The sequence below is a fragment of the Microbacterium sp. B24 genome (genome assembly GCF_000333415.1).
In the GTDB taxonomy this organism is placed as follows: domain Bacteria; phylum Actinomycetota; class Actinomycetes; order Actinomycetales; family Microbacteriaceae; genus Microbacterium.
In genome coordinates, this window is record NZ_BADB01000111.1 from 20,224 (window position 1) to 43,534 (window position 23,311).

Annotated in this window: 19 protein-coding genes and 1 pseudogene; 10 read left to right on the forward strand and 10 right to left on the reverse strand. The window is 70.7% G+C overall.

Annotated elements, in window-relative coordinates; translation table 11 throughout:
• Positions 1-18 precede the first annotated feature (18 nt).
• Positions 19-1,515: pseudogene (locus I5I_RS17855) on the reverse strand (putative Ig domain-containing protein); the annotation flags it as partial.
• Here I5I_RS17855 and I5I_RS02485 point away from each other — a divergent pair.
• The 3 genes from I5I_RS02485 to I5I_RS02495 are packed head-to-tail and all read left to right on the forward strand — an operon-like array spanning position 1,445 to position 4,875.
• Complete coding sequence (locus tag I5I_RS02485) at positions 1,445-2,494, forward strand: lipoate--protein ligase family protein (RefSeq protein WP_036316142.1); 1,050 nt, start codon at positions 1,445-1,447, stop codon at positions 2,492-2,494. The pseudogene I5I_RS17855 and the gene I5I_RS02485 overlap by 71 nt on opposite strands.
• Positions 2,491-3,384, forward strand: coding sequence for a DNA-methyltransferase (locus I5I_RS02490; protein ID WP_051039441.1), 894 nt, complete (start codon positions 2,491-2,493; stop codon positions 3,382-3,384). Before I5I_RS02485 ends, I5I_RS02490 begins: the two co-directional genes overlap by 4 nt.
• 39 nt (positions 3,385-3,423) lie before the next feature.
• Positions 3,424-4,875 carry a carboxylesterase/lipase family protein gene (locus I5I_RS02495; RefSeq protein WP_036316106.1) on the forward strand — a complete coding sequence of 484 codons (1,452 nt, stop codon included), beginning with the start codon at positions 3,424-3,426 and terminating at the stop codon, positions 4,873-4,875.
• Here I5I_RS02495 and I5I_RS02500 read toward each other — a convergent pair.
• From I5I_RS02500 to galT, 4 genes are read right to left on the reverse strand one after another with little or no spacing between them, the layout of a single operon-like run.
• Complete coding sequence (locus tag I5I_RS02500) at positions 4,848-5,522, reverse strand: YdcF family protein (RefSeq protein WP_036316108.1); 675 nt, start codon at positions 5,520-5,522, stop codon at positions 4,848-4,850. The two genes, I5I_RS02495 and I5I_RS02500, sit on opposite strands and share 28 nt — an antisense overlap.
• A 14-nt stretch (positions 5,523-5,536) precedes the next feature.
• The gene (locus I5I_RS02505; RefSeq protein ID WP_036316110.1) at positions 5,537-6,388 is read right to left on the reverse strand and encodes an alpha/beta fold hydrolase; all 852 of its coding nucleotides are present in this window, start codon (positions 6,386-6,388) and stop codon (positions 5,537-5,539) included.
• A gap of 46 nt (positions 6,389-6,434) precedes the next feature.
• Positions 6,435-7,634, reverse strand: coding sequence for a galactokinase (galK, locus tag I5I_RS02510; protein WP_036316112.1), 1,200 nt, complete (start codon positions 7,632-7,634; stop codon positions 6,435-6,437).
• Positions 7,631-8,833 (reverse strand): galactose-1-phosphate uridylyltransferase, encoded by a 1,203-nt coding sequence (gene galT / locus I5I_RS02515; protein ID WP_036316144.1) that lies wholly within the window; start codon positions 8,831-8,833, stop codon positions 7,631-7,633. The genes galK and galT overlap by 4 nt, the downstream gene beginning before the upstream one ends.
• Before the next feature lie 55 nt (positions 8,834-8,888).
• On the opposite strand from galT, the gene I5I_RS02520 reads away from it, so the two are divergent.
• Positions 8,889-9,899 (forward strand): LacI family DNA-binding transcriptional regulator, encoded by a 1,011-nt coding sequence (locus tag I5I_RS02520; protein ID WP_036316115.1) that lies wholly within the window; start codon positions 8,889-8,891, stop codon positions 9,897-9,899.
• A 22-nt stretch (positions 9,900-9,921) separates the two neighbouring features.
• Here I5I_RS02520 and I5I_RS02525 read toward each other — a convergent pair whose 3' ends face one another.
• Together I5I_RS02525 and I5I_RS02530 are read right to left on the reverse strand one after the other, a co-directional pair.
• On the reverse strand, positions 9,922-12,066 hold the full coding sequence (locus tag I5I_RS02525) for an alpha-galactosidase (protein ID WP_148285473.1): 2,145 nt from the start codon (positions 12,064-12,066) through the stop codon (positions 9,922-9,924).
• Positions 12,063-13,157: a LacI family DNA-binding transcriptional regulator gene (locus I5I_RS02530; RefSeq protein WP_374699898.1), complete on the reverse strand. Its 1,095-nt coding sequence runs from the start codon at positions 13,155-13,157 to the stop codon at positions 12,063-12,065. Before I5I_RS02530 ends, I5I_RS02525 begins: the two co-directional genes overlap by 4 nt.
• Before the next feature lie 78 nt (positions 13,158-13,235).
• Here I5I_RS02530 and I5I_RS02535 point away from each other — a divergent pair, with 78 nt between their 5' ends.
• From I5I_RS02535 to arfA, 5 genes are all read left to right on the forward strand, one after another.
• On the forward strand, positions 13,236-14,150 hold the full coding sequence (locus I5I_RS02535; protein ID WP_036316119.1) for a carbohydrate ABC transporter permease: 915 nt from the start codon (positions 13,236-13,238) through the stop codon (positions 14,148-14,150).
• 32 nt (positions 14,151-14,182) lie between these two features.
• Entirely contained in the window at positions 14,183-15,073 is an 891-nt protein-coding gene (locus I5I_RS02540; protein WP_051039445.1) for a carbohydrate ABC transporter permease, read from the forward strand.
• A gap of 73 nt (positions 15,074-15,146) precedes the next feature.
• Positions 15,147-16,490, forward strand: a complete 1,344-nt coding sequence (locus tag I5I_RS02545; protein WP_036316121.1) for an ABC transporter substrate-binding protein — start codon at positions 15,147-15,149, stop codon at positions 16,488-16,490.
• A gap of 84 nt (positions 16,491-16,574) precedes the next feature.
• Positions 16,575-18,359 (forward strand): glycoside hydrolase family 35 protein, encoded by a 1,785-nt coding sequence (locus I5I_RS02550; protein WP_036316123.1) that lies wholly within the window; start codon positions 16,575-16,577, stop codon positions 18,357-18,359.
• 45 nt (positions 18,360-18,404) lie between these two features.
• Entirely contained in the window at positions 18,405-19,910 is a 1,506-nt protein-coding gene (gene arfA / locus I5I_RS02555; RefSeq protein ID WP_036316125.1) for an arabinosylfuranosidase ArfA, read from the forward strand.
• A gap of 226 nt (positions 19,911-20,136) precedes the next feature.
• Here arfA and I5I_RS02560 read toward each other — a convergent pair whose 3' ends face one another.
• The 3 genes from I5I_RS02560 to galE all read right to left on the reverse strand — a co-directional run bounded on the left by I5I_RS02560 (position 20,137) and on the right by galE (position 22,010).
• Positions 20,137-20,382 carry a hypothetical protein gene (locus tag I5I_RS02560; RefSeq protein WP_187289903.1) on the reverse strand — a complete coding sequence of 82 codons (246 nt, stop codon included), beginning with the start codon at positions 20,380-20,382 and terminating at the stop codon, positions 20,137-20,139.
• Positions 20,383-20,501: 119 nt separating this feature from the next.
• A complete protein-coding gene (locus tag I5I_RS17410) occupies positions 20,502-20,903 on the reverse strand; it encodes a hypothetical protein (RefSeq protein ID WP_036316129.1) in 402 nt (133 codons plus the stop codon).
• A 129-nt stretch (positions 20,904-21,032) separates the two neighbouring features.
• On the reverse strand, positions 21,033-22,010 hold the full coding sequence (galE, locus tag I5I_RS02570; RefSeq protein ID WP_036316131.1) for a UDP-glucose 4-epimerase GalE: 978 nt from the start codon (positions 22,008-22,010) through the stop codon (positions 21,033-21,035).
• 68 nt (positions 22,011-22,078) lie between these two features.
• On the opposite strand from galE, the gene I5I_RS02575 reads away from it, so the two are divergent.
• On the forward strand, positions 22,079-23,176 hold the full coding sequence (locus tag I5I_RS02575; RefSeq protein WP_036316133.1) for a glycerate kinase: 1,098 nt from the start codon (positions 22,079-22,081) through the stop codon (positions 23,174-23,176).
• The last annotated feature ends 135 nt before the right edge of the window (positions 23,177-23,311 follow it).

Sequence of the window (23,311 nt, forward strand, 5' to 3'; positions counted from 1 at the left end):
GGCGCCGACGGCGATGGTCCACGTGGTCGTCGCCGCCGCCCCGTCGGACGATGACGCCGTGATCGTGTAGGCCGTCGCGGGGCTCTCGAGGCTCGGTGTGCCCGAGACCGAGCCGGTTGCCGGATCGAGCGTCAGACCGGCCGGCAGGGCCGGCGTCGCGGCGTAGGTCACCGGCAGGTCGAACCCGGATGCCGTGAGCATCGCGGAGAACATCGCGCCGACGGTCGCATTCGCCGCGGGAGCCGTCACCGCGGGGTCCGCGAGCATGGCGATGCCTCCCGGCACGTGCGCGTCGGCTACCCACACGCGCGCGCCGGACGGCGAGACGGCGATCGCCGCTGCGCTCGTCTCGTCGATGGCGAACGACGTCTCTGCGGTGCCGGTGACCGGGTCGACGACGGTGACGGTGTTCGCGCCGACCACGTAGAGCGCGGATCCGTCGGGGCTGTACGCGACCCGCGTCGCGGGCACGGCGGACACCGTTGCGCTGACGCTGCCGAAGCCGGGCGAGGTGGGATCGACGTCCACGAGGAAGACCAGCCCGTCGATGGGGGAGGTGACCGCGGCCTGCGCGCCGTCGGGAGACAGCGCGACGTCGTACGCGCCGGAGCTTGCCGGCAGGGTGATCGCCGTCGTCGGCCCGGTGAGGGCGAACGGGCCGTCGAACAGGTACAGAACGCCCACTGCGCCGGCCGTGCCTGCGAGCAGGATCGGGTTGTCGTTGCCGTTTCCCGCTCCGACGGCGACGCGGCCGAGCGTCGATGGCGTCGCGGTCCCGAGGGGGATCGGGCTGATGGTGCCCGCCCCGACGTTGACGCGGTAGATCGCGCTCGGGCTCACCGCGCTCGGCACGACCACGATGCTCGGCCCGTTCGCAACCGCCGCCAGCGCCCCGAAACCGGTGCCGGGAAGTACGCTGACCGCGTCGACGCTGCCGTCGCCGTGGACGAGCGAAACCCAACCGTCGTCGGTGACCACGTAGGCGCCGGTGTCGTCGGGAGCTGTGGCGAGATCCGTCGGCACGCCGAGCCATGCCGGCGGCGACGAGGTCGCTCCCGTCATCGCGTTGGTCGCGGTGTCGATCAGGCCGACGGCATCCGACCCGTCGACGACGAACGCCACGCCGCCCGATGTCGACAGCGTCATCGCCGTCACCCCTCCCGCGGCGCCGCTCACGGACGCGACGACGTGCACCGCGGACGAGCTCGCCGCCGCCGGGGCCCCGCCGAGGGTCACGGCCACACCCATCGAGAACAGGGCGGCGCTCACGGCGGCGAGCGGCGCGACGGCGCGCCGTGTCGGGTGCGTGACGGGAGAGAGGGCGGGGCGGACCGAGAGAGGGGGCACCCCGTCATCATCGGGTGGAGCGTGCGGCGCGTATATGGGTGGACGGAGTGATTCCGGCGTGCGCCGCAGGGCTGTCCCGACCTCGTACGCTGGAGTCATGCACGGGGAGTACAAGGTTCCGGGCGGCAAGCTCGTGGTCGTCGACCTCGAGGTCGACAACGGACGCATCGCCGATTTCCACCTCGCGGGGGACTTCTTCCTCGAGCCCGACGACGCGCTGGCCGACATCGACGCCGCCGTCACCGGGCTTCCCGTGGAGACGGATGCCGCGGGGATCGCGGCCGCCGTCCGCGGGGCGCTGCCCGACGGCGCTCAGATTCTCGGGTTCACGCCCGAATCCGTGGGCACGGCCGTGCGCCGCGCGCTCGTGACCGCCCCCGGCTGGCGCGATTTCCCGTGGGAGGTCGTGCACGAGAAGGCGGTCTCGCCGGCGATGAACCTCGCGCTCGACGAGGTGCTCACGACGCGGGTCGGCGACGGGCGACGCAAGCCGACCCTGCGCATCTGGGAGTGGAACGAGTCGGCCGTCGTGATCGGCTCCTTCCAGTCGTACCGCAACGAGGTCGACCCCGACGGTGCGGCGCGGCACGGCTTCGACGTCGTGCGGCGCATCTCGGGCGGCGGCGCCATGCTGATGGCGGCCGGTTCGATCGTCACCTACTCGCTCTATGTGCCCGCATCGCTCGTCGCCGGTCTCACCTTCGCCGACTCCTATGCGTTCCTCGACGACTGGGCCCTGCAGGCCCTGCGCTCGCTCGGAGTGGATGCCGTGTACCAGCCGCTCAACGACATCGCCTCGCCGACCGGCAAGATCGGCGGTGCCGCGCAGAAGCGGCTCGCCAACGGCGGTGTGCTGCATCACGCGACGCTCTCGTACGACATGGACGGTCAGGTGATGACCGAGGTGCTGCGCATCGGGCGCGAGAAGCTGAGCGACAAGGGCACCGTGTCTGCGGCCAAACGCGTCGACCCGCTGCGGAGTCAGACGGGACTGCCCCGCGAGGCGATCATCGAACGATTCGTGCAGACGTTCTCCACGCTCTACGGCGCCGAACCCGGTCATATCACCGAGGAGGAATACGCCGAGGCCGCGACCCTCGTCGAGGAGAAGTTCTCCACCGACGCGTGGCTGCACCGCGTTCCGTGACGGACGCATCGGCACCCGGCGCCGTCGATCCTGCTGGCGCCGTCGAGATCCATCACGGCGACAACCTCGCTATCGCGCATGCTCTGCCGGATGCCGCGTTCACCCTGATCTATCTCGACCCACCGTTCAACACGGGGCGGCTGCAAGGCAAGGCGATCGAGTCCGCGGACCGCAGCGGCGTGCGCGGCGAGGTCAAGACCGGCTTCCGGGGCACGAGCTATGCACGCCTGCGTGGTGATCTCCGCCGCTACGACGACCGCTTCGACGACTACTGGGAGTTCCTCGAACCGCGCCTGCGCGAGGCGTGGCGACTGCTCGCCGACGACGGCACGCTCTACGTGCATCTCGACTATCGCGAAGCCCATTATGCGAAGGTGCTGCTGGACGCGCTCTTCGGGCGGGAGTGCTTCCTCAACGAGCTGATCTGGGCCTACGACTACGGCGCCAAGAGCCGCCGCCGGTGGCCCACGAAGCACGACACGATACTGGTCTACGTGAAGGATCCACGCGGGTACTGGTTCGACTCGGATGCCGTCGACCGAGAGCCTTACATGGCCCCCGGGCTCGTCACGGCCGAGAAGGCGGCCCGGGGCAAACTCCCGACCGACGTGTGGTGGCACACGATCGTGCCGACCAGCGGCCGCGAGAAGACGGGCTACCCCACCCAGAAGCCCGAAGGCATCCTTCGTCGGATCGTCCAGGCGTCCAGCCGACCCGGCGATCGCGTGCTCGATCTGTTCGCCGGCAGCGGCACCACGGGGGCGGTGTGCAGCGCACTGGGGCGCGACGCCGTGCTCGTCGACGACAACCCCGACGCCATCGCGGTGATGCGCCGGCGCATGCCGCATGCGCGCATCGTGACGGCCGAGCCGCGACCGCCCGTGCCGTGATCGACCCCGGCCCCGATCGGGCCGTGCCATGATCGGACCGTGCAGAGCGATCCCGAGATCCTGATCACCGCCGGACGTGTGCGCGGTCGCTGGCGGACGGCGGCGGACGGGAGCCGTTCGGCCGCGTTCCTCGGCATCCCGTTCGCGGAGCCGCCGGTGGGAGAGCGGCGCTTCGGCGCGCCGGTGCGCGTCGCGGCGTGGGAGGGCACGCGGGACGCGGGCGCGTTCGGCGCCACGGCGCAACGCGGTGACCCCGGGATCACCCTCATCCCCGAGCCCAGCATTCCCGGGGACGGCACGCTGAACGTCAACGTCTTCACCCCCGACCCGGGAGCCGCCGGGCTTCCGGTGCTCGTGTGGATCCACGGGGGAGGCTTCTTCTCCGGCTCGCCCGCCAGCCCCTGGTACGACGGCCGTGCCTTCGCGCGTGACGGTGCGGTGACCGTCACCGTCTCGTACCGGCTCGGCGTGGACGGTTTCGGCCACATCGACGGCGCGCCGTCCAACCGCGGCGTCCGCGACTGGCTCGCGGCGCTGGAGTGGGTACAGGAGAACATCGCCGCCTTCGGGGGCGATCCGGCCCGCGTGACGATCGCCGGCCAGTCGGCCGGAGGCGGTGCGGTGCTGACCCTCCTCGGGATGCCGTCGGCACAACACCTGTTCCACCGGGTGTGGTCGCTGTCTGCCGCTCTCGGCGACGTGGAGCCCGAGCGCGCTCGGGCTCTCACCGCCGCGATCGCCGCCGCAGCCGGGGTCTCCGCCGACCGCGACGGGTTCGCGTCGATCCCCGAGGAACGCCTGCTCGCGCTGCAGAAGCAGGCGACCGCGATCGATCCGAAGGCGGCGGCGCAGATGCTCGCTGCCGGGCTCGCCCTCGGTCCCGAGATCGACGGCGAGCTGCTGCCGCGCGCGACCGGCGCGTCGTTCGCGGCCGGCGTGGGAGCGGACAAGCCGCTCGTGCTGGGCACGACCGACGACGAGTTCACGATGATCTTCGCGCGCGCGGCCCGGGCGATGCGCTGGGTGCCCAGAAGCATCGTCCTCGGTCGTCTCGGGCTGGAACGACGACGGCGCCGCGCCTACCTCGCGGCCAACCGCGACGTCGCCGCGCACGGGACGGCCCGCGTCGCCGGTCGCTATCTCACCGACCGCATGTTCCGAGAGAAGAACGTGCAGCTCGCGGATGCGCGCGGTGCGGCGCCCACCTGGATGTACCGATTCTCGTGGCCGTCGGGGCGCTTCGGATTCGCGGAGCACTGCCTCGACGTGCCCTTCTTCTTCGACTGTCTGGATGCCGAGGGCATCGCCCCGCTGGCGGGCGATGCGCCGCCCCCGCAGCTCGCCGACGCGGTGCACGCCGACGCGGTCGCGTTCGTCTCCGGCGGCGATCCCGGATGGACCCGGTGGAGTGCGGCGCAGGCGGCGCGGATCTACGACGTGCCGGTCTCGGAGCGGGTCGGCGCCTACGCCTCGGTGGCGCCCCTGCGCTGAGCACCCGAGACAGCGTCCTCCCCGGCGCGCACGCCGATGACCGCTCGGTTCGCGGCGGCCATGGCGGCGGCGCGGCCGGCCGAGCGCGCCGCGACGAAAGCGTAGAAGGTGAGCGCGAGTCGCAGGGGGCCGAGCTCGAGCGGGCGGAAGTCGCGGGTGCGGCGAAGACGCGCCCACAGGTGCGGATCGAGCTCGCGCAGGTAGCCGCGGGCGCGGTGGGCGTGCGCCGTGTTCGAGGCGATGCGGATGGTGCGGGCCTCCCGCAGCCACGGCAGGCTGAACGACAGGTTCTCCCGTGTGCTCTCGGCCGCCGACTCGATGGCGACGGCATCCGGCGGCACGCCCAGACGAACAGTCGCGTGACGCGCCATCACCACCGCCTCCGGTTCGGTTCCGCGTACGGTGCCGCCGGAGAAGACGAAGAGTGCGTCGGGCGGTGCCGAGCGCACCGCGATGCGCGTCCGCCATGCCTGCAGGGCGTTCAGTCGACCGTCCGCCCGCGAGCGGAAGCCGAGCACGAGCACGACGTCGCGCCCGCCGGCGGGGCCGGCGGTGGGGGCCGCGGGGTAGTCCGCGCGCGAGGTACGCCACGCCTGCACCTCACCGAACGCGATGATCGCCCCACCCGCCGCGGCGACCCACGGCATCCACCCGAGGAGCCTCACACGCGGAGGAAGGCGAGCAGCGCCTCGTTCACCTCGGCGCCGTGGGTGCGCAGCAGGCCGTGCGGCGCGCCGTCGATCTCGACGTAGGTGAGATCCGTGCCCTCCGGGATCAGATCCTTGAAGCGCCGCGCCGTCTTGTCGATCGGGAGGATGTTGTCTGCGGTGCCGTGCAGGATCAGCGTGGGGACGGTGATCGCGGGGATATCGCCCCGGAAGTCCGTCGGCCACGTCAGGGGAGCGGCGGCGATCGCGGCGTTGCCGGCCTGGTTCGCGACCTGGACGGAGGCATCGACGGCCTCCTGCGAGATCCGCCGGCCGAGCAGGTCGTCGAGGTTGTAGAAGTCGCGGAAGAAGCCCGTGAGGAACGCGGCGCGATCGGCGGCGACCGCCGCCGCGGTGTCGTCGAAGAAGGCCTGGTCGCCGGCGCCATCGGGATTGTCGTCCGTGATCAGGAGGAACGGCTCAAGCGACCCCAGGAACGCCGCCTTCGCGACGCGCTCCGTGCCGTAGCGGGAGAGGTAGCGGGCGATCTCGCCGGTTCCCATCGAGAAGCCCACGAGGACGACGTCATCGAGATCGAGGTCTTCGATGAGCGCGTGCAGGTCGGCGGCGAAGGTGTCGTAGTCGGAGCCCGAGGCCGTCTTGCTCGAGAGTCCGAAGCCTCGGCGGTCGTAGGAGATCACGCGGTATCCGGCATCGCGCAGGGCGCGCTGCTGCAGGTCCCATGACTCGCCGTTCAGCGGGAAGCCGTGGATCAGCACGACCGGCTGAGCCTCGGACGGACCGTGATCGGTGTAGAAGATGTCGATGTCGGTCGAGTTCTCGGTCCCGACGGTGATGTAGGCCACGACTGCTCCTTCCGGGATGCCGCGGATCGACCTCCCGCCCTCGACGCTACCCGTCGCGGCGTGCGCCGTCCGAGGGGTGCACGGTGAACACGTGCGGAGCGCCGAAGTCCGCGGCTTCGAATGCCGCGACGACGCGGGCGGTCGCCTCCTCGACGAGATCACGATCGATGAGTGCGATCGCGGCGCCGCCGAAGCCGCCGCCGGTCATGCGGGCGCCGACGGCTCCTGCCGCCCGTGCGGTCTCCACGGCGAGATCGAGTTCGGGTGTCGAGATCTCGAAGTCGTCGCGCATCGACACGTGCGACGCGTCGAGCAGCGCGCCGATGGCCCGAGGTCCCTCCGCGCGCAGCAGACGCACGGCGTCGAGGACCCGCTGGTCCTCCGTGACGACGTGGCGCACACGCCGGAAGGTGACGTCATCCATCAGCGCGCGAGCGCGGTCGAGGTCGGCCGGCACGAGATCGCGCAGGGCGGCGACCCCCATGATCTGCGCGCCGCGTTCACAGGCTTCGCGCCGCTCGCCGTAGCCACCGGTGGAGTGCGCGTGGCTCACGCGGGTGTCGATGACGAGCACCTCCAGCCCTGCGTCGGCGAATCCGAGCGGCACGACATCGACCTCCAGCGAGCGGCAGTCGAGGAAGATGCCGGCATCGGCGCGTCCGAGCATCGAGGCCATCTGGTCCATGATCCCGGTGGGCGCGCCCACGGCCAGGTTCTCGGCGCGGCGACCGGCCTGAGCGAGATCCACCGGCGAGAGGGAGAGCTGCCACACGTCGTTGAGGGCCGATGCCGTGGCACCTTCGATCGCCGCCGACGACGACAGCCCCGCGCCGACGGGCACGTCGGAGGCCAGAGCGATGTCGACGCCCGTCAGCGCGTCGGCGTCGCGGCCGGCGGCGCGTGCGGCATCCCGCAGCGCCCACGCCACCCCGAGCGGGTAGCGCGCCCACTCGACGATCTCGTCGCGTCGGTCGGGGAAGAGGGCGTCGAGGTCGGCCAGCGCGACCTCGACCGGCACCGGATCGAAGGTCGATACGACGCGGATGCGGCCGTCGTCGCGCGTACCCAGCGCCGCGATCGTGCGGCCGTCGATCGCGAAGGGGAACACGAAGCCGTCGTTGTAATCGGTGTGCTCCCCGATGAGGTTCACCCGTCCCGGAGCCGACCAGTAGCCCACGGGCGCTGCGCCGGTGAGCTCGCCGAACAGGTCGTGCGCATCGGTGCGCGGTGTGGCCGTGGTCGTCACAGCTGGACTCCTTCGATGGCGGATCGCAGCCGGTCGGCCGCGGTCTCGGGGGGGACGTCGCCGATCCAGGCGCCCATGGCGGCTTCGGATCCGGCGAGGAACTTGAGCTTGTCGGCCGCGCGGCGCGGGCTCGTGATCTGCAGGTTCAGGCGCACCGTGTCGCGGCCCACGTGCACCGGGGCCTGATGCCACGCGGCGATGTAGGGCGTGGGGTCGCCGTAGAGGGCATCGATGCCGCGCAGCAGGCGCAGATAGATCGGCGCGAGCTCGTCGCGTTCGGCGTCGTCGAGGGCGGCGAAGTCGGGCACGTGGCGGTGGGGAAGCAGGTGCACCTCGAGCGGCCAGCGGGCGGCGAACGGCACGAACGCGGTCCAGTGCTCGCCCCGCAGCAGCACGCGGGGGCCTGCCTGCTCGAACGCGAGGATACGAGCGAAGAGGTCCGGTGCCGTCCGGTCGATCGCGTCGAGGAGTCGGGTCGTGCGCGGGGTGATGTACGGATACGAGTAGATCTGACCGTGCGGGTGCTGCAGCGTGACGCCGATCGCCTCGCCGCGGTTCTCGAACGGGAACACCTGCTGCACGCCGGGCAGCGCCGACAGCGCCGCTGTGCGGTCGGCCCAGGCCTCGATCACCGTGCGTGCGCGTGTCGGTGTCTGCGTGCCGAACGAGCCGCTGCGCTCCGGTGAGAAGCAGACGACTTCGCAGCGGCCGACGCTCGTGCGGGTGCGCCCGAGGCCCAGGTGTGCGAGGTCGTCGAGTCCGTGCGGAGGGTCGGATGCCGCGGGGGCGTCTCCGGTGGCCTCCGCCAGAGCCGGGCCGAAGGAGGGGGAGCGGTTCTCGAAGACGGCGACGTCGTACTGAGAGGGGATCTCGGAGGGGTTGGTCGGCGTCTGCGGCGCGAGCGGGTCGAGTTCCGCCGGGGGCAGGAAGGCGCGGTTCTGCCGAGCTGCGGCGACGGAGATCCAGTCTCCGGTGAGGATGTCCTGCCGCATCGTCGCCGTCGCCGGACGAGGGTCGAGGCTGCGCGCATCGACGGCTCGGTCGGCTCCGAGCGTCGTGTCGGGGTCGTCGAAGTAGATGAGGTCGCGTCCGTCGGCCAGCCGGGTGGGGCGCTTCACCACGCCCGCGCCCAGGGACACCGCGGGCAGGGGCAGCGGCTGAGGGGTCGCGGCAGCGAGGTGAGGAGGCGGCTCCGGCATGTTCACGATAACACGATAGGGCTATGTGCGTGCTATCGTCAACACGGAGGTCGGGATGGCACACAAGCGCGCGTCGATGGCGGATGTCGCACGAATCGCGGGGGTGTCGGCGCAGACCGTCTCTCGGGTCGTGAACGCCAGTCCCCGGGTCGATCCCGCCACCCGCGCCCGCGTCGAGGAGGCGATGGCCCGCAGCGGCTACCGCATCCACCGCGCCGCCCGGGCGCTGCGGACCGGGAGATCCGGCACGATCGGCGTCGTCGTCTCGACGCTCGCGACCGTCGGCAACTCGCTCATGCTCGAAGCCGTCACCGATGCCGCCGCCGAACGCGAGCACGACGTGGCCGTCGTCACTCTGGGTTCCGGAGACGCGGCCGAAGCTCTCCAGCGACTCAACGAGCAGGGCGTGGACGGTGTGGTCGTCATCAACGAGGCCTCCGCGCTCGTCCGCTCTGCCGATCTGCCGACCGCTCTTCGACTGGTCGTCGTCGACTCGGCGCCCGACGACCGCTTCGCCGGTGTGGAGACCGATCATGCCGGGGGAGCCGCCGAGGCGACCGCGCATCTGCTCGCGCTCGGCCACGCGTCGGTCGCGCACATCGCCGGCCCGGCGACCTCCTACGCGGCGGCCGAGCGCGAGCGGGGCTGGCGCGACACCCTCGAGGCGGCGGGGCGGCCGGTCGGCGCGCTCGTGCGCGGCTCCTGGACCTCGGCATCCGGCTACGAGGCAGCCCAGGCACTCATCGACGACGGCGCTGTCGGCACCGCCCTGTTCGTCGCCAACGACCAGATGGCCCTCGGGGCGCTGCGCGCCCTCGCCGAGCACGGTGCGCGGGTGCCCGAAGACGTCAGCGTCGTCGGCTTCGACGACGTCGACGACGCGGCGAACTACCGGCCCCCGCTCACGACCGTGCGCCAGCTCTTCGACCGGCTCGGTGCGCAGGCCGTCGCCGCTCTTCTCGACGAGGGCGACGACCTCGAGTCCACGTCGGCGACCGGGGCGACCCGCGCCGTCATGCCGGCTCCCCTCATCGTGCGCGACAGCACGGGCCCCGCGCCGGTCTGATCGCGGGACGACGTTCGCGAGGTCAGTCGACGGCGACGGCGTCGATCAGCGCCGCGGCCTGCGGCTGCAGCACCGGCGGCCGGAGCCCCACCGATGCCGCCGCGCGGCCCGTCATCGTGACCGGCGCGGCCTCCCAGGCCAGCGGTGACTGCCCGAGGTAGCCACCGGCCCCGTCCGGGATGGTGATCGACACCCGGTACCGGCGGTCGGGGTCGAGACCCGGCAGGGTGATCGGCGCCGGCGGATGCAGTGCGCTCGTCCGCACCTGCGTGTGGACGTAGACGGCGCGCGAACGGTCGCGGGCCACGGTGCCGCGCAGGTCGAGGGCGGGGTCGGCGAGGTCGGCGTGCACGCGTCGGCCGGTGGCGATCAGGTCGCGGTGCTCCCGGTAGAGCTTCACCCACGCGGCGATCTGCGCGAGGGTCGTCTCGTCCTCGGCGGTGAGGTTCCACTCGATTCCGAGGTGACCGAACAGCGCGGTCAGCGCGCTGAACGGCAGCGAGACGCTCCGTCCCGTCGAGTGCACGACCGGGCTCGTCAGGTGGGCGCCCATCATCTCGGGCGGGACGATCAGGCCGGTGTAACGCTGGGTGTCGAGGCGCTCGAGGGGATCGAGGCAGTCGCTGGTCCAGATGCGATGCGTGCGCTGCAGGATGCCGAGGTCCACCCGCGCCCCGCCCGACGCGCACGACTCGATCTCGAGCCCGGGGTGCCGCTCGAGCAGCTCGTCCAGCAGGCGGTACAGCGCGAGGACGTTCTCGTGCGTCCGGGGGGTGCCGTGCGCACCCGATCCCGCCTCGGCGAGATCCCGGTTGTGGTCCCACTTCAGATAGGCGATCGGGTACTCGTCCAGGAGGGCGTGCAACCGGTGCGCGATGTAGGCGTAGGCCTCGGGGTGGGACAGATCGAGCACCTGCTGCTGGCGTCCCGGCGGGGGCAGCTCATCTCGCGCGCGCAGGATCCAGTCGGGATGCCGCCGCGCGAGCTCGCTGTCGGGGCTGATCATCTCCGGCTCGACCCAGAGCCCGAACTCCATCCCCAGCCCGCGCACGTGCTCGATCAGCGGGCCCAGCCCGTCGGGCCAGACCTCGGCATCCACCCACCAGTCCCCGAGTGCGGCCGTGTCGTCCCGGCGTCCGTGGAACCATCCGTCGTCCAGGACGAAGCGTTCCACGCCGACACGCGCACCGCGGTCGGCGAGGGCGCGGAGGGTGTCGAGGTCCTGGCGGAAGTACACCGCCTCCCACGTGTTGAGAGTGACCGGTCTCGGCCGTCTCGGATGCGCCTCGCGTGCCCGCAGCTCCTCGTGGAAGCGGGCCGCGAGCTCATCGAGGCCATCGCCCCACGAGCCGATCGCCTCGGGAGTCTCGTAGCTCTCGCCCGTGGCGAGGAGAACCTCGCCGGGCTGCAGGAGCTCGCCGGCGCGCAGCACCGCGTCTCCGGTGGGCGTGCGCTCCGCGAGAAGGCGGTGATCGCCCGACCACGCCACGTGCACCCCGTGCACGAGTCCGCGCTCGAAGCCGAAGCCGGGGGCCCCCGCCGCGAGCAGCAGGGTCGCGTCCGCACCCGGCCGGCCGCGACGGCTCTCGCGGACGAATCCGCCGATCGTGAACGGCTGACGCTGCGGCGCGCGCTCGCGCAGGTGGTGACCGGTCGTGCTCAACAGCTCGGCGGCGCCGGGGGGCAGGGGGAATCCGGCGGTGAGCGCATCCACGCGGTAGGGCGCGGCGCCGAGGTTGGTCACCCGCAGGCGCTGGTGCAGAAGGCCGCTCACGCCGACGGCGAGAGCGATCCGCACCTCGAGTGCGGCGGCATCGCCCCGGAGCGTGAAGGTCGCGGCGTCCGGGGTCACGTCGGCGTCGACGAGGGTGAGACGCGTCGAGAAATCCGCGCCCGCGCGATCGCCGCTCAGCCCGGGGGTCGTCAGCCAGCCTCCGGACTGCTGGGGCAGCAGGGTCAGTCTCGCCGTCGTGTCCAGGCCGCCCGAGACACGCTGCGGGACGGCGGCCCGGGCGAGGTCGGCGAGATCGGATGCCGCGAGCTCGCCGAGATCGGGCCCCCAGTGCACGATGATCGGCTGGTCGGCCGACACGAGATCGAGCACGACGCTCGTGCCGCCGGCGCGAAGGTGGGCATGAGGGGGGACGGCGGTGGAGGCAGAGGTCACGAGCGGTCGTCCTTCGTCGGGCAGCGGGGGTGCGGTGCGGTGGAGGCGCGCGTCACGAGCGCCGTCGACACATGGTGCACGCCGCCCGCGACCGGGCGGCCCTCGATCTGGTCGACGACGAGAGAGACGGCCAGCGAGCCGGCGGTTCCGAAGTCCTGGCGCACCGTGGTCAGCGGCGGCCAGAAGTAGGCCGCTTCGGCCATGTCGTCGAAGCCGACGACGCTGACCTCGGCGGGCACGGCGCGACCGCGCTCGTGGAAGGCGCGCATTGCGCCGAGCGCCATCTGGTCGTTCGCGGCGAACAGGGCCGTCAGCTCGGGCTGCGCCGCCAGGAGGCGACCGATGCGGTAGCCCGACTCGGCGGTCCAGTCGCCCACGTGGACGTGCGGCACCGCCCTGCCCGCCGCCTCCAGCGTCGACTGCCACGCCCGTCTACGCAGCTCGGCGGCACGCGAAGCGGGGGGTCCGGCGATGTGCCAGACCGTCTCGTGGCCCAGCGAGAGCAGGTGCTCGACGGCGAGGCGGCTGCCCTGGTCCTGGTCGGCGGTCACGGAGGGGTGCTCGTCGCCGGCGCCGGACTGGATGAGCACGCTCGGCATGCCCGCGGGAAAGCCGACCGATGCCGAGGACATCAGATGCGACTCGATCACGACGATGATGCCGTCGACGGCGTCCTGGTCCAGGCGTGACACCGCCGAGGCCACGGCGTCGCCGGCGGCGAGGGCCGGCTGGGCCTGGATGAGCTCGATGGCGTAGCCGCGGGCGGCTGCGGCGGTGAGGATGCCGCCGATCGTGCCGATGTTGCCGAGCGAGTCGAGGCTGAAGACCACGACCCCGATGGAGCCGAAGGCGCCGCGGCGCAGGGCGCGTGCCGCGACGTTGGGGCGATAGCCCAGCTCGTTCATCGCGGCGAGCACACGGTGGCGGGTCGCATCCGCGACTCGTTCGGAATTGTTAGCGACTCGTGACACGGTCTGTCCGGAGACCCCCGCGCGCCGCGCGACATCTTGCAGCGAGGCGCTGCGCGCGCGTTCCGCTGAGCCGTTCATCCGCGTTCTCCCTTGAGCGTCGATCCGGAACTCTTGACACATGTTGACGTCAACATGCTACTCTCGACCTCGCCATGTTGACGTAAACATGGCCCCGTCCCACAGAAGGCTCTGACGAAGATGTCCGCACTCACCGCACCCGCACCGGCTCGACGCCGCGTGCGTCGGACCGACCGCCAATGGGCGGGGTTCTGGTTCGTCCTGCCCTTCCTGATCGTGTTCGCCGTGACGTTCCTCGCGCCGCTGGCCTACTCGATCTATCTCAGCGTCTTTCGCACGAAGCTGATCGGCGGCACGTCCTTCGTCGGTGCCGACAACTACCTGCAGGCGTTCTCCGACCCCCAGTTCTGGGCGGGGTTCGCAAACGTCTTCCTCGTGCTCGTCATCCAGGTGCCGATCATGCTGCTGCTGGCGCTCATCGCCGCCCTCGCCCTGGACTCGCGCCGCCTGGCCGGCAGCTCCTTCTTCCGCATCGGCATCTTCCTGCCCTACGCGGTGCCCGGCGTCGTCGCGGTGCTCATGTGGGGCTTCATGTACTCCGACCGTCTGGGGCTGGCGGGCAACATCAACCAGCTCGTCGGCTTCGACCTCGTGACCCCGTTCACCCAGCAGTGGATCCTGCTGGCGATCGGCAACATCATCACGTGGGAGTTCATCGGCTACAACATGCTGATCTTCTACTCGGCACTGCGCACCATCCCCGAGGACCTCTACGAGGCGGCGGCGCTGGACGGCGCCGGTCAGTTCCGTATCATCCGCGCGATCAAGCTGCCTGCCCTGCGCGGTGCGCTGGTGATCGCGACGATCTTCTCGATCATCGGCAGCTTCCAGCTGTTCAACGAACCCAACATCCTCAAGACGCTGGTCCCGAACCTGCTCACGACGTACTTCACTCCGAACATGTACGCCTACAACCTGAGCTTCATCGGCCAGCAGGTCAACTACGCCGCCACCATCGCGATCATCATGGGCGTCATCACCGCCGTCATCGCCTACGTCGTCCAGCTGCGCGGCACCCGTAAGGAGAACCGCTGATGGCCGGCCTGCCCCTCGACCACACCGGCACCATGGCCGGTCGTCCCCGTCGCCGTCGGCGCTCCGAGATCGGCGAGAAGGGGCCGCGCAAGTCGCCCCTGCTGACGATCATCATGTCGCTGTTCCTGATCTACTCCTTCCTGCCGCTGCTGTGGCTCGTGATCAGCTCGACCAAGACGCAGCAGTCGCTCATCGGATCGTTCGGCCCTGTGTTCTCGGGGCCGTTCGCCCTGTTCGACAACATCGGCCAGGTCCTCACGTACAACGACGGAATCTTCCTGCGGTGGTTCCTGAACACGCTGATCTACGTCGTGATCGGAGCCGGCGGCGCCACGCTGCTGGCGACGCTGGCCGGCTACGGGCTCGCGAAGTACAACTTCCCCGGCAAGCGCGCCGTCTTCGCCGTGATCCTCGGTGCCATCGCGGTGCCGGGAACGGCCCTCGCGGTTCCCACGTTCCTCATGTTCAGCCAGCTGGGCCTCACGAACACGATGTGGGCGATCATCATCCCGTCCCTGATCTCGCCCTTCGGCCTGTACCTGATCTGGGTCTACGCGGTCGACTCCGTGCCCACCGAACTGCTCGAAGCGGCCCGCGTGGACGGATCGGGTGAGTTCCGGACGTTCTTCACGATCTCACTGCGTCTGTTGGCGCCCGGTGTCGTCACCGTGGCCCTCTTCGCGATCGTGGCGACATGGAACAACTACTTCCTGCCCCTCATCATGCTCAACGACCCCAACCTGTTCCCGCTGACCATCGGTCTGCAGCAGTGGAACCTCCAAGCCGTCGGCGTCAGCTCGCAGCCGATCTTCAACCTGGTCATCACCGGGTCGCTCCTCACGATCGTTCCGATCGTCATCGCCTTCCTCCTCCTCCAGCGCTACTGGCAGTCCGGCCTGAGCGCGGGAAGCGTCAAGCAGTGACAGGGGTGTCACGGCGCGGCGTCCCATACCCACCCACCCACCCATATCCGACAAAGAAGCGGAAGGACACAGCATGACAAGCACCAAGAAGATCGCGCGTGTGGTCGCGATCGGAGCCACCGCGCTCCTGATCGGCGGCGGCCTCGCGGCGTGCGCCGGCGGCAACGGCGGCTCGAGCTCGGGCGGCAGCGCGTCGTCGATCGACGAGGCCCTGAAGGCCGGCGGCGAGATCACCTACTGGACGTGGACCCCTTCCGCCAAGGATCAGGTCGCCGCGTTCGAGAAGGCCTACCCGAACGTCAAGGTCAACCTCGTCAACACCGGTGGCGCGAACGACAACAACACCAAGCTGCAGAACGCGATCTCGGCCGGCTCGGGCATCCCCGACGTCGTCCAGATCGAGTACCAGTCGCTCCCGCAGTTCCAGCTGGCCGGTTCGCTGCTGGACCTCAGCGCCTACGGCTTCGGCGACCTCAAGGGCGACTACACGGCATCCACGTGGGGTGCAGTGTCGCAGAACGGTGGCATCTGGGGCCTTCCGCAGGACTCGGGCCCCATGGCCCTGTTCTACAACAAGGAGGTCTTCGACAAGTTCGGTCTGACCGTGCCGAAGACGTGGGACGAGTTCGTCGCGGCGGGTGAGAAGCTGCACGCGGCAGACCCGACGAAGTTCATCACGAACGACCAGGGCACCGACGCCGGCTTCGGCACCTCGATGATCTGGCAGGCCGGCGGCCGCCCGTTCAAGACCGATGGCGAGAACGTCACGATCGACCTGAGCGACGCGGGCGCGCAGAAGTGGACCGCTGTCTGGGACAAGCTGCTCGCCAGCGGCTCGCTCGGCAACATCCCCGGCTGGAGCGACCAGTGGTTCCAGGCTCTGGGTGACGGCACGATCGCCTCGCTGCCGATCGGCGCCTGGATGCCGGGTGTTCTCGAGGCCAACGTCCCCGGCGGCAAGGGCAAGTGGGCTGTCGCGCCCATGCCGACCTACGACGGCACCCCGGCCACGGCCGAGAACGGCGGATCGTCCGAGGTCGTCATGAAGGGCTCGAAGAACCAGGCTCTCGCGGCCGGCTTCCTCAAGTGGCTGAACAACTCGCAGGATTCGATCGACGTCTTCCTGAAGTCGGGCGGCTTCCCCGCGACGACGAAGGACCTCGAGTCGTCTGACTTCCTGAACAAGACCTCGGACTACTTCGGTGGCCAGGCCATCAACCAGGTTCTCGTCGACGCGACCAAGTCGGTGGGCACCGGATGGCAGTACCTGCCGTGGCAGTCGTACGCCAACAGCATCTACGCCGACACCGTCGGCAAGGCCTACCTGAACAAGACGTCCATCGCGGACGGACTGAAGGCCTGGCAGGACAAGAACGTGTCGTACGGCACGGACCAGGGCTTCAGCGTCAACAAGTAAGCCCTTCGCAGGATCTGCGGCGGTGGGGTGGTCCCGATCACCCCACCGCCGCGGCTGTGAGAAGACAGTGATTGAGAGGCCCGCATGGCTACCGGATCCTTCCGCATCGGCGAGAGCGACTTTCTGCTCGACGACCAGCCGTACCGGGTGCTGAGCGGCGCCCTCCACTATTTCCGTGTGCACCCCGACCAGTGGGCAGATCGCATCCGCGCCGCCCGCCTCATGGGGCTGAACACGATCGAGACCTACGTTCCCTGGAACGAGCACGAGCCCGAGCCGGGAGTCTTCCGCGCCGACGGAGCGCTCGATCTCGCCCGCTTCCTCGATCTGGTCGCGGCCGAAGGAATGCACGCGATCGTTCGCCCCGGGCCCTACATCTGCGCCGAGTGGGACGGCGGGGGTCTTCCTGCCTGGCTGTTCTTCGACGGCGATATGGGCGTCCGTTCGGCCGACCCTCGTTTCCTCGCCCCCGTGACGGCTTTCCTTCGCAGAGTGCTCGAGATCGTGGTGCCGCGCCAGATCGATCGCGGCGGCCCGGTCATCCTGATGCAGGTCGAGAACGAGTACGGCGCCTACGGCGATTTCACGACGCAGGAGCGCGAGAGCTACCTGCGCGCCCTCCGCGACACGTATCTCGATGCGGGCGTGACGGTGCCGCTCACGAGCGTCGACCAGCCGACCGACGAGATGCTCTCGCGCGGCAGTCTGCCCGAGCTGCACCGCACCGGCTCCTTCGGCGGCAACGTCGCCGATCGCCTGCGCGTCCTGCGCACGCACCAGCCCACCGGCCCCCTCATGTGCTCGGAGTTCTGGTGCGGATGGTTCGACTACTGGGGATCGTTCCATCGCACGTCCTCGACGGAGGCATCCGTCGCGTCACTGGAGGCTCTGCTGCAGGCGGGCGCCTCGGTCAATATCTACATGTTCCACGGCGGCACGAACTTCGGCCTGACGAACGGTGCCAACGACAAGGGCGTCTTCGAGCCGACCATCACGAGCTACGACTACGACGCCCCGCTCGACGAGGCCGGCCGTCCCACGGAGAAGTTCTGGGCGTTCCGAGAGGTCATCGCCCGCTACGCGCCCGTTCCCGAGGCGACCGCGGCCGATCTGCTGCCGCCCCTCGCGGCGGCCCCGGCGTCGGTCCCGCTCGAAGGCGTCGTCACGCTCGCCGACCTTCTGCGCGCCGAGCCCGCACAGCACCACGATCATGCGCCGACGATGGACGAGCTCGGCGTCTCGCGCGGCTTCCTGCGCTACGAGACCCGTCTGTCGCAGGGCGAGGCGCCGGTGGTTCTCGCGATCGGCGAGGTGCGCGACCGTGCCTGGGTGAGCCTGGACGGCGTGCCCGTCGGCGTCCTCTCGCGCGACCGCCGTGAACGCACGCTCGTGCTGCCGCGCGGCACCGGCGTTCTCGGCATCCTCGTCGAAGACCAGGGACGCGTGAATTACGGACCGCGCATCGGCGAGGACAAAGGCCTGATCGGGCCGGTCACCGTGGGCGGGCTGGTTCCCGCCGCGTGGGACGTCGTCGTCGTGCCCTGGGAGCAGCTGCCGGCGCGCGCCGCCGAAGCAGCCGGTGCGGATGCCGGGCCCGTCGCCGGTGCCGCGGTGCTTCGCGCTGTCGTCGACCTCGACGCGCCGCGTGACCTCGTCGTCGATCTCACGGCGCTCGGAACGGGGCTGGCGTGGATCGGAGAGTTCTGCCTGGGTCGCTTCTGGCAGACGGGTCCGCAGCACTCGCTGTTCGTCCCCGCCCCGCTGACGCGGGCGGGTCGTAACGTGTTCACGGTGCTCGACCTGGAGCCGACCGGCGCCGCCGAACTCGCGTTCAGCGATCGGCTGCTGCTCGGGCCTGTCGAATGGTGAGGCCCGTCGAATGGTGAGGCCCGTCGAATGGTGAGGAGAGAACCCATGACCGCACGTGTGCGTGCTGCCGAGATCGTCGGCGACGTCGACGCCCGAGTGTTCGGCGGGTTCGTCGAGCATCTCGGACGGCACATCTACGACGGCATCCACGAGCCCGGACACCCCGCTGCCGATGCCGAGGGCTTCCGCACCGACGTGATCGCGCTCGTGCAGGAGCTCGGCGTCACGACCATCCGCTACCCGGGCGGCAACTTCGTCTCCGGCTATCGCTGGGAAGACGGCATCGGCCCGCGCGAGGATCGGCCGCGGCGCCTGGACCTCGCGTGGCGATCGACCGAGACCAACCAGGTGGGCCTGCACGAGTTCTCCTCGTGGCTGGAGAAGGTCGGCAGCGACCTCATGCTCGCCGTGAACCTCGGCACGCGCGATGTCGCCGAGGCCCTCGACCTGCTCGAGTACGCGAACGTCGCCGCCGACACCGCCTGGACTCGCGTGCGCGCCGCGAACGGACGCGAGACCCCCTTCGACGTGCGGATGTGGTGCCTGGGCAACGAGATGGACGGTCCGTGGCAGCTCGGTCACCGCAACGCCGAGGACTACGGCACGCTCGCCTCGCGTGCGGCCAAGGCGATGCGCATGCTCGATCCCACCATCGAGCTCGTCGCCTGCGGCTCGTCGGCCCGTGACATGCCCACGTTCGGGGCGTGGGAGCGCGACGTCCTGCGGCACACGTTCGACGACGTCGACTTCATCTCGTGCCACGCGTACTACCAGGAGCGCAACGGCCAGGCGCAGGAGTTCCTCGTCTCGGCCGTCGACACCGACCTGTTCGTCCGCGAGGTGGTGGCCGCCGCCGACGAGATCGCGCACGAGCGCGGATCGGACAAGCGCATCATGCTCTCGTTCGACGAGTGGAACGTCTGGTACCAGTTCGCCGACGACGGCACGAAGGCGGGAGACCTCGTTCCCGACGGTTGGCCGGTGGCGCCGCGGCTGCTGGAGGACCAGTACAACGTGATGGATGCCGTCGTCGTCGGCGACCTGCTCATCACGCTGCTCCAGCACGCCGATCGCGTGCGCTCCGCCTCGCTCGCACAGCTCGTGAACGTCATCGCACCGATCATGACCGAGCCCGGCGGTCCCGCGTGGCGCCAGACGACCTTCTACCCCTTCTCGCTCACGTCCCGCCTCGGCCGCGGCACCGCGCGGCGGGTCGAGATCGACGGCGCGCCGCGCGTGCAGAGCGCGCGCTTCGGCGACGTCTCCGCCGTCAACGCGGTCGCCACGACCGACGACGCCGGCACGAGCGTGTTCCTCGTGAACCGCTCGGTGTCGGATGCCGCGGAGCTCGTGATCGATCTGCGCGAGCTCGACGCGGCATCCCTCGCCGTCGTCGAGTCGTGGATGATCACCGATGCCGATTACCGGGTCGCCAACACGCTCGCCGACCCGGACCGGGTGCGGCCGCAGTCGCTGGAGGTCATCCGCCAGGGCGACGAGCTGCGCGTGTCACTGCCGGCCGTCTCGTGGGCGGTCGTGCGACTCGGCTAGCCTCCGCTCCGCGCGTTCTCCCGCGCGAGAAACCACATCCGCCACGAGAAACCAACGCGGCGGGTGTTTCTTGCGCTGAATGTGGTTTCTCGCGGCGCGGCGCGCGCCCGCGCTGCGCTTCAGTCGGCGATGAGCTCCGCAGAGCTGAGCTCGTTCCACAGCACCGGATGCCACGCGCCGGCGAGTCTAAAGCGGAGCGTCGGCGTCGTCGCCGTGTCGGTGTCCGTCATCGACCTGTTCCGAGAGCGTCGTTGATCCCGCCGCTGCTGACGTCGATCCCATCACCGATCTTGCTGTAGAGAATGCCCAGCTGGTCGGCTGCGGCGGTGAGGTCGAGCGAGGCGCTCGACTGACTCTTCGTGAAGAGATCGATGTGACCGGGCTCGCGGCTGCCCGCATGGCGCGCGGCCAGCAGGAGTGCAGAGAGCTCATCGGAGGTGACGGGGTCTTCACCGGACGTGACGACTTCCACGATCCCGCCCGAGGAGAAACCACTCTGCCCCTGCGCGACCGTTGCGCTCGCGACGCGAGAATCGGCCGCTTCCACGGCGCTGACGGCGGCCGATGCGTCAGCATCCCCACTTTTCCCGATCACGGCGAGCACGCCGTGCACAACACGACAGCCGCCGCAACAGCGGCCGCGACCGTCCATCCGCGTCTCATTCCTGCCATGAGTAGTACTCCGTTTCGGTGTAGCTGTTCGCCTCGTGCGTACTGCCCGGCGTCGTGGATCTTCGTCACGTCGGTCGGGTTGCCAGGCGCGGCCGACGTGATCGTCTGCCAGTTCGGGCGAGTGGGAGGAAGCGTGAAGAAGTCGAGCTTCGGGACGGGGTCGCCCTCGTGCTGCACGGAGATCACGCGCGCGCGGTCCGGGATCGGCATGTTGTCGATCGGTGCGCCGCAGACGACGACGGCACCGAAGTTGTCGTCGTCCGAGCGGTAGGCGGCGAGGTGGCCCGCGAGGATGCCGCCCTGACTGAACCCGACGAGCATGACGGACTCCCCTCGGCCCGCCCTTGATCCCGGCCTGGTCCGCCTCCTGGTGTCGATGCGAGCCTAGGCGCTGGTGGCGGCCATGCGACATGGGCAGGACTCCCCATGCGAGTCGCACGCCGCCGTGCGTCAGCGCGCGGCGCGGCGCGCCTCCCAGCCCGTGCGCACCATCTCGTCGACCGTGTAGCGGTTGGCCCAGTCGAGGTCGCGCGCGGCCAGCTCGCCGGTGGCGACGATGCGGTCGGGGTCGCCGGGGCGGCGGGGCCCGATCTTCGGCGTGAAGTCGATGCCGGTCACGCGGGCCATGGCATCCATGATCTCGCGCACGCTCAGTCCGTTCTGCGAGCCGAGGTTGTAGGCGGCCTCCACGGGCTCACCCGCCTCCAGGCGCTGCGCCGCCACGACATGCGCCGCGGCGATGTCGCCGACGTGCACGTAGTCGCGGACGTTGGTGCCGTCGGGAGTGTCGTAGTCGTCGCCGTTGATCTGCGGCGTCTCGCCCGCGAGCAGCTTCTCGAACACGATCGGGAAGAGGTTGTGGGGGCTGGTGTCGTAGACCGCGGGGTCGGCCGAGCCGACGACGTTGAAGTAGCGCAGCGCGGTGTGCCGCAGCGGGTTCTCGTCGGATGCCGTGGCGACCGCCTGGTCGCGCAGCAGCCATTCTCCGATGAGCTTCGACTCGCCGTACGGCGACGCGGGGCGCTTGGGAAGGTCCTCGGTCACCAGCGGCACGTCAGGGGTGCCGTAGACCGCGGCCGAGGAAGAGAAGACGATGTTGTGCACACCGGCATCCGCCATGGCCGCCAGCACCACGCGGGTGCCCTCGACGTTCTGCTCGTAGGTGTGCAGCGGGCGCTGTACGGAGACGCCCGCGTACTTGAATCCGGCGACGTGGATCACGCCCGTGACGCCGTGTTCGCGCATCGTGTCGGCCAGCAGTGCGCGATGCAGGATCGTGCCCTCCACGAACGGTACGCCCTCCGGCACGAACGACGCGTGGCCGCTCGAGAGGTCGTCCACGACGACCGGGGCGATGCCCGACGCCTGTAGAGCGCGCACCACGTGCGCACCGATGTATCCCGCTCCGCCGGTCACAAGCCACGTCATGTGTCCATCCTGCCCGATGCGAGCGGGTACCCGATGCCGCAGGCAGGTGAACGCGTAGCATCGCGCCCATGACCCGCGTCGTCCTCGCCCCCGACAGCTTCAAGGGCTCGATCCCCGCCGCCGCGGTCGCCGCCGCACTGCGCGACGGGTGGCGGTCGGTGCGACCCGCCGACGAGGTAGTGCTGCGGCCGATGGCCGACGGGGGAGAGGGCACGCTCGACGCGTTCGCCGCCGCCGTCCCGGCCGCGACGCGGATGCCGCTCACCGTCACCGGGCCGGCGGGAACGCCCGCTGAGACGGCATGGCTGCTGCTGCCGGACGGCACCGGGGTGGTCGAGCTCGCGGCGGCCAGCGGGATCGAACTGCTGGGCGGCCGGTTGCGTCCGTGGGACGCGTCGACGCGCGGGTTCGGCGAGGCGATCGCCGCTGCGCTCGACCACGGCGTGGAGCGCCTCGTCCTCGGCATCGGATCGAGCGCGTCCACGGAGCTTGGCGTCGGCATGCTCTCGGCGCTCGGCGCCGGGTTCGTCGACGGCGACGGCGCCGCGGTGCCCGACGGCGCCGGAGGGCTGGCGGCGATCGCCCGCGTCGACACCGCCGCGCTGCGACCGCCTCCTGCCGGCGGCATCGTCGTGCTCTCCGATGTGACCACTCCGCTGCTCGGCCCCGCGGGTGCGGCCGCGGTCTTCGGCCCGCAGAAGGGCATCGACGACATCGCGCGCGCCGAGGCGGGCCTCGCGCACGCCGCGTCGCTGTTCCCGCTCGATCCGATGATGGCGGGCGCGGGTGCGGCGGGGGGCACCGGCTTCGCCCTGCTGACGTGGGGAGCACGACTCGTCTCCGGCGCCGAGGAGATCGCCCGCCTCGTCGGGCTCGCGGATGCCGTCGCGACGGCCGATGTCGTCGTCACGGGTGAGGGGGCCTACGACGATCAGTCCGCGGCGGGAAAGGCGCCCTCCGTGGTCGCCGCGGCGGCCGCCGCGGCCGGGGTGCCGACGGCCCTCGTCGCCGGACGGATCGCCCCCACGGCGGATGCGACCGCGTTCTTCGCGGCGATCGCGCTCACCGACCTCGCCGGGTCGGCAGGCGCCGCGCTCGCCGATCCTGCGCGGTGGCTGCGCGCCGCCGGGGCGCAGCTCGCAGCGGGCGTCGCACGCGTGGCCTGATGAGGGGGCGCCGCCGCGCCGCGCACGTCGCGTGTTGACGTCAACATCGCGACTCCTCTAGGCTGGGACCGAGCCATGTTAACGGTAACATGACGCGCTCCCGGTTCGCGACGACGCGACACAGAGAGGAATCCC